Genomic DNA, 13862 nt, shown 5'->3' on the forward strand with positions numbered 1-13862 from the left:
CATTGAAAGGCGTTTTTATTTTTTAATACGTTCACAAATGTTTAATGAATCAGCTTCAATAAGAAACTATTTTTTCAAGAATTTTTCATAAAAAACCTGATTCTTCGCCTGGATTTTCAAATAATAGGTGCCTTTTGGAAAATCTTCTACATTTATTGATTTTAAACCGGTGTTTTTTCTGATCAGCTTGCCTAAATTATCATAAACTTCAAGCCGTTGAACTTCACTTTCCGAAGCTATATTTAGAATGTTTTGGACAGGATTCGGGAAAATGGCAAACTTTTCTTTTTTTACGATCTCAGAAGTATTCAATACCTGATTGTAAAGGCCTCCAAAATTGAGGATACCATAACCCATCTGGTCTGTATGTCCCGGATAAAGGGAAGCGGTCTGTCTGAGTTTTGTTCTCATCAATTCCCTGTTCATCGAAGGAAAAGCCTGCATGAAACATGCAACACCGCCAGCAGCAATAGGGGTGGCAATAGAAGTTCCGCCTACTGAAGTTAATGTACTGTTAATAACCGTTGCAGAGGCTGTCCCTCTTGCGCTTCCGTCAGGTTTTACCACACCCGAAGCATTTGGTCCGTAAGATGAAAATCCTGAAGAATTTCCCGTTGAGTCCACAGAGCCTATGCTGAATACTTTGGCATTATCTGCCGGAGTCATAATATAATGCCAGGTCTGAAGTCCTGAATTGCCGGCTGCAGCCAGCACAAAAATTCCTTTATCGGCAGCTATGCCAGCTGCTCTTGCAATGAATGAAGTATTTCCGTTCATATCGGAATAGGTATAATTGTACCTTGTATCATCAAAAATATTATAGCCAAGAGAAGAGGTGATAATATCCACACCTTTTCTGTCTGCTTCTTCAGCTGCTTCTATCCAGTATAATTCTTCTTCCGGAATTTCACCGACAGAATTTTCACTGCGGTACAGGTAAAAATCGGCATCCGGAGCCGATCCTACAAAAATATTTTCGATGTAGCCTCCCATAGCTCCCAGTACTGCAGATCCATGATTACTAATGGAAGTATTGTATACATTATTTGTCTTGGTCACAAAATCATACACCGCTTTAATGTGATTATTGTTGCGCAGCCTTTCAAAAGCTGATCCTGTATTTACATAAGGAAAGCCGGCATCAATAACAGCAATGGAGATTCCTGTTCCTGTAAATCCTGCCAGATGAAGCGGTCTCAGATTGATCTGATCGATCTGTTCAGATCCTGAGCCATAATCAAAAATAGTCTGTGTTTTTTGAGTGTCAGAAGAAAAGTTCCATTTATTCTCATGGCCATTTTTAGGAACTGAAGAAGCATTTCTGGCAAAACTTCCCACCGAAGATACATAAGGCAAGGCCTGCAAAGTTGCTATCTGTGCTTGTGTTGCATTTACAGCTGCTCCGTTAAGCCATTTAGAATAATCGGTAACGGTAAAACCTAGATTTTGAAGATTCTGAATGTAAGACTGTTCAATAGGAGCATCCTGATCGTTTAGCGGAATACCCAGAGAAATCCGTCTGTTCAGGGATTTTTGAGTCAGTTCAGAAAGTGGATTGGCGTAAAAGGCTGCTTTATTCGGCTTGTCTGAAAAATAAACAAAAACAAGTTCTGTCTGTGCTGTGACGGCAGAGTAACCCGTTAGAAAACAAAAGAGTAAAAGTTTTTTCATGAAGTTATTTTATATAAAGATAAAACAAAATCAATAAAATTTTTGATAGGATTTTAAATTCCTTATTTTTACACAAATATTTGTTTATGAAAAAAATTCAGATGGTTGACTTGCAAAGTCAGTATTACAAAATAAAGAATGATGTAGATAATGCAGTTTTAAATGTAATGGATTCTGCGGCTTTTATCAATGGCCCTGAAGTAAAGTCTTTCCAGAATGAATTGGAATCTTATTTAGATGTAAAACATGTGATCCCGTGTGCGAACGGTACAGATGCTTTACAAATCGCACTGATGGCTTTGGACCTGAAAGAAGGAGACGAAGTAATCACAGCTGATTTCACTTTTGCCGCGACAGTAGAAGTTATTCATTTGCTTAAACTAAAATCTGTTTTGGTAGATGTAGATTACGATACATTCACGATTTCTCCTGAAGAAATTAAAAAAGCAATTACACCTAAAACAAAGGCCATTATTCCGGTACATCTTTTCGGACAGTGTGCGAATATGGAAGAAATCTTAAAAATTGCTGAAGAGCATAACCTTTTTGTGATTGAAGATAATGCCCAGGCAATAGGTGCACAATATACATTCTCTGACGGAACTGAGAAATATGCAGGAACCATGGCAACTGTAGGAACAACGTCATTTTTTCCTTCAAAAAATTTAGGATGCTATGGTGATGGAGGTGCTATTTTTACCAATAATGATGAATTGGCACACCGTCTAAGAGGAATTGTGAATCACGGGATGTATGAAAGATATTATCATGATGAGGTAGGCGTGAATTCAAGATTAGACAGTATTCAGGCTGCGGTTTTGAGAAAAAAAACTTCCTCACCTGGATTCTTATAACGAAGCGAGAAGAAAAGCTGCGGATTATTATGATGAGGCTTTTGCAGGTATTGCAGATATTGCAACTCCAAAAAGGTCTGAAAATTCCACTCACGTATTTCATCAGTATACTTTGAGAATCCTGAACGGAAAACGTAACGAGCTTCAAAAATTCCTTACGGAAAAAGAAATTCCGGCAATGATTTATTATCCGGTAGCATTAAGAAAGCAGAAAGCTTATTTTCAGGAAAGCAATGATGCCGATTTTGTAAATACGGATAAGCTTCTTGATCAGGTGGTATCTCTTCCAATGCATACAGAATTAGATGAAGAGCAGCTGAAGTATATTACGGATGCGGTATTGGAGTTTATGGGATAAAATCGGATGAATAAAAGACTTTTTGAAAAGAAGGTAGTGTTTTATTTAGCAGTAGTGGTTAGTTTTTTACTACTTCTGTTTTCATTCACTGCAGTAATTTCTACATTTAATAATTTTACAGTACTTAAATTATTATTTACTTCTTTATCACTGATTCTTAATTTATTTGCTTTTATTAATTTATTAGAAAAATATAACAGAGCTATTTTATTTCTTAATATTAGTTTATGCTTATTTATTATTTTATCTGGAATGGCTGCATTAACTGAGATTTTAGCTCATGGTTTCTCTCGTGGCTATGGTAGCTGTAGATATGCATTATTATTTATAGCAGTTTTAATAATTTTTAATAAATATAAAGTCAAAAAAGGTAAATCAGAAAACGAAATAGAAGAAATAGGAAAACACAACGATTAAAAAAAATATTAGAAAATGGCAGTACTTGTTACGGGAGGACTTGGATATATTGGTTCCCACACAGTGGTAGAGCTTATCAATAACGGCTTTGAAGTGGTTATTGTAGATGATCTGTCCAACTCAGAAAGGTTTATTTTAAAAAATATTGAGGAAATTACAGGCAAGAAACCTGCTTTTTATCCTTTTGATTTAAGACGCAAAGAGCTTCTTACTCAGGTTTTTGATGCCCATAAGATCGAAGGATGTATCAATTTTGCAGCTTCCAAAGCAGTAGGAGAGAGCCAGGTAAAACCTGTAGATTATTATGAAAATAATTTATTTACCCTGATCAATATCCTTCAGGAATTTAAAGAAAGAGGAATTTCAAATTTCATTTTCAGTTCTTCCTGCACCGTGTATGGACAGGCAGAGAAAATGCCTATCGATGAAAATACTCCGTTGAAAATGCCTGAAAGCGTTTACGGAAAAACAAAACAGATGGGAGAAGAAATTCTGATTGATTTCGCAAAAGCATATCACCGGAAAATTTCTCTTTTAAGATACTTTAATCCAATTGGGGCACATCCATCAGGGAAACTGGGCGAACTTCCAATAGGAGTTCCCAATAATCTCATTCCTTACGTTACGCAAACGGCAGCAGGAATCCGTGAGAAACTAAATATCTGGGGAGATGATTATGATACAATAGATGGAACTGCGGGTTCGTGATTATATTTATGTTGTAGATTTGGCTAAAGCTCACGTAAGTGCGCTTCAAAAACTAATGCAGAGTAATGAAGGAACGTTGATCGATATATTTAACCTGGGAACAGGAAAAGGCTCGTCCGTATTGGAAGTGGTAAAAGCTTTTGAAACAGCTAATGATGTTAAAGTTCCTTACCAGATCTGCCCACGCAGAGAAGGTGATATTACCATAGCTTATGCTAATGCTGATAAGGCTGAAAAAGAACTTCAGTGGAAGTCTGAGACTTCTCTGGAAGAATCTTTGAGAACAGTCTGGAAATGGCAGGAATATTTGGCTGCACAAACCGTCTAAGAAACATAAAAACAGTTATAAAATAAATCACAAAATAACCTTCCTCTCAATCTATAATGATTGTTGCAGTGGAGTTTTAATTTAAATTTTTATTAATATGAAAACAGACAGAATAGGCATTACATTTTCTTCATTCGATCTGCTGCATGCAGGACACATTAAAATGTTGGAAGAAGCCAAAACAATATGTGACTACTTAATCGTAGGACTTCAGATTGATCCATCCCACGACCGTCCGAACAAAAATAAGCCGAGCCAGACCATCGTAGAAAGATATATCCAGTTAAAAGCTGTCAATGCCGTTGATGAGATTATTCCTTATTACACGGAAGAAGATCTGCTGGATATTTTAAAGTCCTTTGTGATTGATGTAAGGATCATTGGTGATGATTACATGGACAAAGATTTTACAGGTAAGCAGTATTGTGAGGAGAAAGGTATTGAGATCTTTTACAACAAAAGAGATCACAGATTTTCCACCAGCGACCTGAGAAAAAGAATCTATGAAGCTGAAAAAGAAAAATATGAAAAGGCTGAATCTATAAAATAAAAAAATCCCGAAAATATATTTTCGGGATTTTTTGTTTGTTACATTGGAGCTTGCTGGTCGTCACCACTTTCGTTGGCATTGATGTCTTTCTTCTTTTTAGGCTGTTCTATTTTTTCGCCTTGCTTAAATCGATACGTTAAAGCAATTGAGAATTGTCTTGGCTGCCATTGCATATAATTTCGGCGGGTATAATCACTATTGTAGCTATATACCTCTCTACTTCTGGTATTAAATATATCCTGAATATTGAAAGATATTGTACCATCGCCTTTCCATATCGTTTTAGATGCTCCTAAATTTAAAGCATACATATCTTGAGAATCCTGATTCGCTGACTTCTGTGCTCCTCTATAGAATCCTTGTAGCTGTACGCTCAGTGTCTTATCAAGTTTAAAGGTTGTATTTAAACGTGCTCTTGTTGAGAACCCGTCACCTGTAAAATCCATTGTGCCAATTTTAGCATTACCTAAAGCATCTTTCGTCTCGTAAGAAGCAATACCGGTAGTTTTATAACCAAATACGTCTAAGCTACCCATAATTTTTAACCAGGCAAATGGGTCATAAGTAAAATTAAGATCCAAACCATAACGATCGTCATTACCTAGGTTAATTGGTTTTGTATAAAAAATACTCTGGCCTTCATCTGGTCTGTAAACAAGCATTTTAGTGTCGTCTGTTGAATGTCTGTAATAAAGAGTAGGGTTGATTGTAAATTTCTTTCTTGTAATGTTATAACCTACTTCATATGAGTCTACATAAGATGGGTTCAGGTCAATATTTCCTTCAAAAACGTTTTGGCTGTTGCTGTAATTAGGGAAAGGAACCATAAAGAATGATCTAGGCCTGTCTATTCTTCGGGAATAATTTACTAGAATCTGGTTGTTCTTTGATACATCATAACTTAAGAATATACTTGGAAATAAATTGTTGTAATTCTTATTTTTATTAATTGGGGCCTTGTCAGGATTTTGATTAACATAATCAATCTTAACATTTGAAAGCTCATCTCTTAATCCCAGCTGATAAGCAAATTTTTCTCCTATTTTACTTTTAAACTGCAAATAGAAAGCATTAAACATTTCTCTGTAATCCGTTTTGTTATTATAATCCAGAATAAACGGATTATTAGAAGTACTGTTTACAAAATTATCGTAATTGTTATTATTAACATCTATTCTGTATCCTGCTTCAAGTTTGGACTGCTCTCCGATAGGTAGCTCATAGTCTGCCTTTCCAATAAGGGTCTTGTTTACAGAATGTCTTTGGGTAATATCTTGCTGAACAGGGATGGAATCTTCAGTTTCCAGAATATTAGAATTGTTATTACTTCTATTTCTCTGTAAACTAAGTGATACGGATAAATTTTGCCCCTTATCATCAAATTTATGGTCCAGGCCGATATCTCCCTGAAATGCAAGATTGGTGTTTCTTCCTTCAGAATCTCTTTGTCCGTAGGAATCCATCAAATTCCATGTTTTTTGATCGCTGTATCTGTAAAAACGATTATAAGTACTCAATAATTCATTACTATCTCCTTCAAAGGTTCTTACAACTCCAGATAGATTTAATGATGTTTTATCAGAAATATCATAGGTAAATCCTGCGCTGGCATTATAATTTTTGTTATAACTTTTATTAATGGAATTTTGTAATTGATAAGTCGGAACATCATTAGGTTGTTGATTAGGCAATATACTTGGGAAGACAATGTTATGATAGGTGGTCTCCGTATCATTTTTGCTTTTATTTTCAGAATAGCCACCACCACCATTCACAAACCATGTCCAGTTATTTTTTCTCCAACTTAGATTTGTATTAAGAGCTGTTCTCGGAAGATAACCCAAAGTACCAATTACACTACCGTTAAAGCCTATTTTTTTATTTTTTTTAAGAATGATATTTAAAATACCTGAGGTTCCGCTTGCTTCAAATTTTGAAGAAGGATTGGTAATCACCTCAATTTTCTCAATTTGATCCGCCGGGATACTTTGAAGTGCATTGGCGCCATCATCAATTCCTAACAGAGCAGAAGGTTTCCCGTTGATCAGGAACTTCACATTAGAGCTTCCTCTCATCGAAACAGTACCATCAGTATCTACAGAAACAGAAGGAACGTTGGAAAGGACATCCTGAAGGTTTCCTCCCTTACTTACAATATCCTGAGAAGGGTCGTAAGTCTTTTTGTCAAGTTCAACTTTATAGGCTTTCGTCGCTGCTGCAGTAATCACAACGCCTTGTATTTCCTGGGTTTTTCCGTCTAAAGTAGTGGTGGCCTCAGGTTGGATGGATAGTGCACCAATATTTCCAGGACCTGAAATGTTTTTATTAACTATACTTTTCTTATAGTCGATTGCTTCTACTGTGATGTCATAATTTCCGGGAGCTAATTCCAGTTTGTACTGTCCCTTTTCATCGGTCAATACGGCATCGCTTAATGTTTTATTCGCTTTATTGCTGAATGTCACAGAAGCATAAGGAACCGGCTGATTGTTTTTGTTGACAATCATTCCCGTAACACCTGCTTTCTCCTGGGCAAATGCCATAGCAGCTGCTGAAAGTACAAAAGTAAGTGCTAACGTTTTTCTTGTGAAAATATTGACAATTTCCGTCTGATTCATAAGGTATTTTTTTGTGTAAAATCGTAAGAGTATAACCTATAATATTATGAAATCGTTAATTGGGCTGATTTTCAAAATACTATAACTTATGTATTATTTATAGATGTATAAGTCGTATGTAAGTGTTAAATGTTAATTATTGTATTGTTAAATAAAAGTTAAATTAATTTTATTTTATATTTTTTGAATTCAGCCAGTCCTGATAAGCTTTTGCATTGATGGCATGTTGCTCTGGACTGTCTGTAAATTTATGGTACCCAAACCTTGCTGGATCGGCACACATGAATATATAATTATTGTTTTCTGCATTTAAAACTGCATCTACAGAATTTTTATCAACTACACAAATAGGGCCCGGTGGAATACCTGCATTAGCATAAGTATTGTATGGGGATGGTATAGAAAGATGTTTATATAAAACTCTTTTGATTGGTTCCTTAAAATTAGTCTGCTTATTGATCGCATAGATCACCGTAGGATCAGACTGAAGTTTCATCCCTTTTCTGAAACGGTTCAGATATAATCCGGCAATCGTTTTCATTTCATCTTTTTTACCTCCCGATTCCTTATAAACGATAGATGCCAGAGCATATATCTGATCTCTCGTCAGGCCAGACTGCTGTTCCTTACTTTTTCTTTCACTGGTCCAGAAATCATTATACTGCTCATCAAATTTTTTGAAAAATTCTCTTGGGCTTACCGTCCAGAAAAAATTATAGGTATCGATGAAGAAATATTTTTTAAGATCCTCCGCATTTTTATACCCTTTTTCCATGGCTAGCTGATCCAGATCATTCACGAAATGTAAAGAATCCAGCTCTGTCTTTTTCGTCACCTTTCCTATCATCTGGTACATATCTCCAAAATCTCCAATCCTGAAGCTGTTCTCAGCCTGGTTTCCTGCCTTGATCATATTCACCAGGTTAGTGTTTCCTGCCCCTGACTGGAAGTGGTAACGTCCCGGTTTAAAATACTGGTCAAGATCTTTATCTTTAGCCACAGCCTCAAACGCTTCCTTATCTTTCACATATGGAGCTACGGAGTCAAGGATCTGTTTGAAATCAGCCTTATGGGGAATCAGGACATAGCCGTCCTTTTCCACGTTGTTTCCGTAATATTTATTATAAAATCTCAAACCAAAAAATCCGGCTGCTCCGAAAATAACAAGAGCGATAATGAGAACAGTTTTTTTCATTATTAAAAAAGTTGATTAAAAGTTTTGCTTTTAAATAAGATCTGTTTTACCTTTAAAAACTTGCTTCGCAGGACCTTCCAGCCAAATATTCTGAAAAAAATTTCCATTTTTCTCAGCATACACTTTAAGATTGCCTCCTAAGGTTTTAACTTTTACAGAGATTAGATTATTTTTTTGCAGAAAAGTTAAAGCAGAAGCGGTAACTCCTGTTCCGCAGCTGAAAGTTTCATCCTCAACACCTCGTTCATAGGTTCTTACGAAAATTTCATCATCCGTAATTTTTTCTACGAAATTCACATTGATGCCTTTTTCTTTATAATTTTCAGAATTTCTGATGCCGTTTCCTTCTGCAAAAACATTGTAATTCACCAAATCCTCCACATATTTTACATAGTGAGGTGATCCGGTATTCATCACCGTATCTTCACCGTCTCCGGAAACCGTATTTACATCGATCATTTTTAATTTAATGATCCCGTTATGGATCTCGGCTTCATGTTCACCATCAATCGCAATGAATTTACATTTGTCTTCAAAAATATCAAGAAAGAAAGCAAATGCTACCAAACATCTTCCGCCGTTTCCGCACATCGTACTTTCGCCACCGTCAGAATTATAATAAACCATTTTGAAATCGTAGGTATCATCATTCTCCAGTAAGATAAGTCCATCAGCACCTATCCCGAAACGTCTGTCGCAAAGTTTTTCTATATAGTCTTTATCCTTAGGAAACTGAAGATCACGGTTGTCTATCATTACAAAATCATTTCCGGTTCCCTGATATTTATAAAATTCCATATTCTTTTAGTCTAAAATTAACGAGCAAAATTAATATATTTAAAATGAAAAACGAACAGTGTTAGCTGTCCGTTTTCTTATTTATAATTGTTTTATCTAAATCCGCCTCCGCTCGATTGCTGTCTCGTTGTACCGCTGCTCTGTGGAGTGCTGCTCTGGGAGCTTGAACTCCCTCTGAACCCACCGGAAGATTCCGTTCTGGTGCTATTCTGATTTTGCTGTGGCTGCGTATTTCTAAAACCACCAGTGTTTTGGTTATTCTGAGTTCCTTGATTATTCTGGTAATTACCGCTTTGACCTCTGAAGCCCCCATTATTCCGATTGCTTTGTGGTCTCTGGTTATTATTGGAATTGCTGTTAGAATTTCTGAAGCCTCCGCTGTTCTGGTTACTTTGTGGTCTTTGGTTGTTGTTATTGTAACTGCCGTTTGAATTTCTGAATCCATTTCCGTTATTGTTACTACCGTCTACCGGCTGACCTCTGAATCCGTTATTCGGTCTTTGGGAGGTTACAGTGGATTTTCTTTCTACATATACCTTTCTTCTGTTATTCCCTGTGTTATAGTAATAATATGGAATACCGTTATCATAATAATAATTCACATCATTTCTATAATAATAACCGTCATTTCCGTAATAGCCGCCGTTTCCGTAATATCCCGAAGGTGCATAATAAGCTCCGTTATTATAATATGGATCACCATAACCACCATTATTAGCATATCCGTCTGAATAAGCTAAACAAGAAGTTAGGCTGGCCATAGCTGCAATACTGAATGCTATTTTAAATAAATTTTTCATGACTTTACTGTACTTTTTTCTTTTAAACTTTTTTTCCAATTAAGGTATCCTAAGATAGCCATTATAGTAAATACCAAATATTGAACCGAAGTGATTCCCAGCTCCTTAAAAATCATCATCGGGATGCATATAAAATCTCCGATGATCCAGAAGATCCAGTTCTCAATGCGCTGTCTGGCCATAAACCACATCCCGACTAAAAATATTGAAGTAGTCAAAACATCCAGCCAATTCGCCCAATCCAGGTGGTACAATCCAAGGCTTATACCATCCATTAAAAATTTATTGTCAATATAAGGTTTGTAATAATAAATAAGAGTGACCAGCGCCAGGCTGATGAAAAAAAGAAGCCCTGCAAATATTCTTTCTCTTTGTGTAGCCCAAGTAACATCCACATGAACATGATCTTTGGAGTTTTTAGACCACAGGATCCAGCCATAAATACTCATTGCCGTATAATAAACATTGATCATGCAATCACCAAGCAACCCAAAATTAAAGAGAATGTATACATAAATCATTGTAGAGATAATACCCGTAGGGTACACCCAGATATTTTTTTTAATTGAAAAATACACGCTTAAAATTCCGAAAAATGCACCTGTGGCTTCCAGTAGAATTTGTACTACACTGTAGTTTTCATAGGGTTTTACAAAAAGATCATATAAATTCATGCGATCAAAAATAAACAAAAATTAACACTTTTTGAAAATAAATTAAATAAAGTGTAAATCAGTTTTTTAAACCTTTTTATTTAAAATAAATTCGGAAAGTTTATCAATAAACGTTAAGGTTTGTAAAATTTTTATATTTTCGTAAATCTTTAATTAAATAAAAAAACATGTCTAAAATTTGGGTTAAGAAACCAATGAGTGCGTATGAAGCGGATATCAAAAAAAGCCAGCTGAAGCGTGTTCTGGGAAAATGGAGCCTTACTGCTATCGGGATCGGAGCAATTATCGGAGGAGGAATTTTTGTACTTACGGGAACGGGTGCTTATTATAATGCAGGGCCTGCGCTGGCACTTTCATTCGTGATTGCCGGAATAGCCTGTGTATTTGCAGCACTTTGTTATGCAGAATTTGCTTCCATTCTTCCGGTAGAAGGATCAGCATATGCTTATGCGTATGGAACCGTAGGGGAAATTTTTGCCTGGATTATTGGATGGGGTCTGATATTGGAATACGCTATGGGGTCTATGACCGTCGCCGTGTCCTGGTCAGGCTATTTTGGAAAACTCCTCAAAATGTTTGGACTGCATTTACCTGCTTATCTTACCACGGATCCGCAGACCTATATGGCTGCAGGAAACTCCGGTTTTTCAATGAACTTACCTGCATTTTTAATTGTTTTCTTAGTCATTTCTATTTTAGTTAGAGGGACAAAAGGTGCTGCTAAGGCGAACAATTTTATTGTTGTGCTTAAAGTATCTGCGATTATCTTTGTAATTATTGCCGGATCATTTATTATTTTCGGTTCTGCTAATCCTTTCCAAAATTGGGTTCCTTTTATTCCTGAAGCAACCACGATTACAGAAAACGGAGTCTCGCATTCCGCTTATGGGATTAGTGGAGTAGTGGCCGGAGCATCAGCCATTTTCTTTGCTTATGTAGGTTTTGATGCGGTCTCTACCCAGGCAGGTGAAGCCATTAATCCTAAAAAAGACGTACCCTTTGCAATCATCGCTTCTTTGATCATTTGTACCCTTTTATATATCCTTGTTTCTTTAGTATTAACAGGAATGATGCATTATACAGACTTTAATCCTCTGGGTAAATATCCGGATGCAATTAAAGCTCCTGTCGCTTATGCATTTGATATTGCAGGATATGCTTGGGCAGGATATATTATTACCATTGCAGCTACGGTAGGATTGATTTCCGTATTAATGGTAATGATCATGGGACAGTCAAGAATTTTCTTAGGAATGTCTAAGGATGGACTGATTCCTGCTACTTTTTCGAAAGTAAATCCTGAAACAGGAGTACCTACCAAAAACCTTCTTATTTTGGGGGTTGTAATTGCTACTATAGCCTCTCTTACACCAATTAATGATCTTGCACATATGACAAGTTTCGGAACTTTATTTGCCTTTACTATGGTATGTGTTGCAGTTTGGGTATTAAGAGTAAAAGAGCCGAACCTTCAGAGAAACTTCAAAGTACCTGCACTTCCTTTGATTGCTTGTTTAGGTATTGCCATTAATGTTTATCTGATCTTTAACCTGAGCAAAGAAGCGCAAATGTATTCTTTTGCATGGCTGATCATCGGATTCTTTGTGTACTTCCTTTACAGTAAGAAACACTCGAAGCTTCAAAATGGAGGTTACGGAGAAACTTTCAAAGCTGAGCAGGAGCCTTTAGAAAAACCTGATATCGATTTATAAAAAATATAAAACTAAAATCCACAGAACTCTGTGGATTTTTTATTTTTGCTACCTATGAAAAGAACTTTTTGTATTTTATTTTTAAGCTTGGGAATATGGATGTTTTCACAGCAGATAGAAAGTTTCAAGACAATTCTGAATGACAAGATAAGCATCAGAGCGCTTGAAATTTATGATAATAAAGTGTGGTACACCGGAACAGATTCAAAATTTGGCTTTGTGGATCTTCAGAACAGTAAAAACCAGAAGCAGATCAGTTTGTCGGATAAGAAACTTCAGTTCAGAACCTTGGCGCAGGATAAAAAATCATTTTATGCGATTAATATTGAAAGTCCGGCTTACTTTTTTAAAATTGATAAAAAAGATCTGAAATCAGAAATTGTTTTTACAGATACCGTGAAAACAGCTTTTTATGATGCACTGCATTTTGCGAATGATCAGCTGGCTTATACTTTTAGTGACGCCGATACAGATAATCTACTGAAACTGGCTGTTTACAAGAGCCGAAAGTGGAGCATGTATAAAAACAGCACAAAACTGAATGACGGTGAAGCCGCATTTGCAGCCAGCAATACCAATATCGCTTCTTCTAAAAATTTTTTATGGATTGCAACGGGAGGAAAAGCATCAAGAATCCTGAAAATAGACCTGAAAAATGAAAATATTGATGTTTTTTCAACCCCTTTTATCCAGGGGGAATCTTCCCAAGGAATGTATTCTATTGATTTTTACGGGGATAACTTCGGAGTTGCGGTAGGTGGAGACTATACCAAGCAGGATGAAAACATAAACAATATCGCAACAAGTATCGACGGTGGGAGAACCTGGCAGATACAGGCTTCCGGAAAAAATGCGGGCTATTCGACCTGTGTAAAAATTAAACCAGGCTCTAAGGGTAAAGAAATGATCTCTGTAGGTGATAAGCATATCAGTTATTCTTCTGATTTCGGTAAAACATGGAAGAAAATTTCTGATGAGAAAGGATTTTTTGTTTGCCGTTGGATAAATGGAAATACCATTGTTTTTGCAGGAAAAGACAGGATTTCTGTGATGAAATTGAAGTTTTAACCCTATTGAAATATAACTGCATCAGGATTTTAAATCTTACTCATAGAATTTATCATTTTTGAAGAATTTCCAGTAACCATCATATTTAGACTTATTATAAAATACAGCCTA

Annotated in this window: 10 protein-coding genes and 2 pseudogenes; 6 read left to right on the top strand and 6 right to left on the bottom strand. The window is 36.1% G+C overall.

Features of this window, described 5'->3' with window-relative positions; translation table 11 throughout:
• Nucleotides 1–66 precede the first annotated feature (66 nt).
• Nucleotides 67–1671, bottom strand: coding sequence for a S8/S53 family peptidase (locus QF044_RS04345; RefSeq protein ID WP_307264095.1), 1605 nt, complete (start codon nucleotides 1669–1671; stop codon nucleotides 67–69).
• Between the two features lie 86 nt (nucleotides 1672–1757).
• Between QF044_RS04345 and QF044_RS04350 the strand changes: the two are divergent.
• The 4 genes and pseudogenes from QF044_RS04350 to QF044_RS04365 all read left to right on the top strand — a co-directional run bounded on the left by QF044_RS04350 (nucleotide 1758) and on the right by QF044_RS04365 (nucleotide 4886).
• Nucleotides 1758–2883: pseudogene (locus tag QF044_RS04350) on the top strand (DegT/DnrJ/EryC1/StrS family aminotransferase).
• Between the two features lie 6 nt (nucleotides 2884–2889).
• Entirely contained in the window at nucleotides 2890–3300 is a 411-nt protein-coding gene (locus QF044_RS04355; protein ID WP_307264097.1) for a hypothetical protein, read from the top strand.
• 15 nt (nucleotides 3301–3315) lie between these two features.
• Nucleotides 3316–4336, top strand: a pseudogene (gene galE, locus QF044_RS04360) (UDP-glucose 4-epimerase GalE).
• Between the two features lie 97 nt (nucleotides 4337–4433).
• Nucleotides 4434–4886 carry an adenylyltransferase/cytidyltransferase family protein gene (locus QF044_RS04365; protein ID WP_307264099.1) on the top strand — a complete coding sequence of 151 codons (453 nt, stop codon included), beginning with the start codon at nucleotides 4434–4436 and terminating at the stop codon, nucleotides 4884–4886.
• A 38-nt stretch (nucleotides 4887–4924) separates the two neighbouring features.
• On the opposite strand, the gene QF044_RS04370 is transcribed toward QF044_RS04365, so the two are convergent.
• The 5 genes from QF044_RS04370 to pnuC form a co-directional block, all read right to left on the bottom strand.
• On the bottom strand, nucleotides 4925–7504 hold the full coding sequence (locus QF044_RS04370) for a TonB-dependent receptor domain-containing protein (RefSeq protein WP_307264102.1): 2580 nt from the start codon (nucleotides 7502–7504) through the stop codon (nucleotides 4925–4927).
• Nucleotides 7505–7673: 169 nt separating this feature from the next.
• Nucleotides 7674–8699, bottom strand: a complete 1026-nt coding sequence (gene mltG / locus QF044_RS04375; protein ID WP_307264106.1) for an endolytic transglycosylase MltG — start codon at nucleotides 8697–8699, stop codon at nucleotides 7674–7676.
• Nucleotides 8700–8729: 30 nt separating this feature from the next.
• The gene (gene dapF, locus QF044_RS04380) at nucleotides 8730–9497 is read right to left on the bottom strand and encodes a diaminopimelate epimerase (RefSeq protein ID WP_307264109.1); all 768 of its coding nucleotides are present in this window, start codon (nucleotides 9495–9497) and stop codon (nucleotides 8730–8732) included.
• Nucleotides 9498–9589: 92 nt separating this feature from the next.
• The gene (locus tag QF044_RS04385) at nucleotides 9590–10297 is read right to left on the bottom strand and encodes a hypothetical protein (protein ID WP_307264112.1); all 708 of its coding nucleotides are present in this window, start codon (nucleotides 10295–10297) and stop codon (nucleotides 9590–9592) included.
• The gene (gene pnuC / locus QF044_RS04390; RefSeq protein WP_307264115.1) at nucleotides 10294–10971 is read right to left on the bottom strand and encodes a nicotinamide riboside transporter PnuC; all 678 of its coding nucleotides are present in this window, start codon (nucleotides 10969–10971) and stop codon (nucleotides 10294–10296) included. The genes QF044_RS04385 and pnuC overlap by 4 nt, the downstream gene beginning before the upstream one ends.
• 167 nt (nucleotides 10972–11138) lie before the next feature.
• On the opposite strand from pnuC, the gene QF044_RS04395 reads away from it, so the two are divergent.
• Together QF044_RS04395 and QF044_RS04400 are read left to right on the top strand one after the other, a co-directional pair.
• Nucleotides 11139–12683 carry an APC family permease gene (locus QF044_RS04395; protein ID WP_307264117.1) on the top strand — a complete coding sequence of 515 codons (1545 nt, stop codon included), beginning with the start codon at nucleotides 11139–11141 and terminating at the stop codon, nucleotides 12681–12683.
• A 54-nt stretch (nucleotides 12684–12737) separates the two neighbouring features.
• Nucleotides 12738–13751 carry a glycosyl hydrolase gene (locus QF044_RS04400; RefSeq protein ID WP_307264119.1) on the top strand — a complete coding sequence of 338 codons (1014 nt, stop codon included), beginning with the start codon at nucleotides 12738–12740 and terminating at the stop codon, nucleotides 13749–13751.
• The last annotated feature ends 111 nt before the right edge of the window (nucleotides 13752–13862 follow it).

The sequence above is a fragment of the Chryseobacterium sp. W4I1 genome, assembly GCF_030816115.1.
Lineage (GTDB): Bacteria > Bacteroidota > Bacteroidia > Flavobacteriales > Weeksellaceae > Chryseobacterium.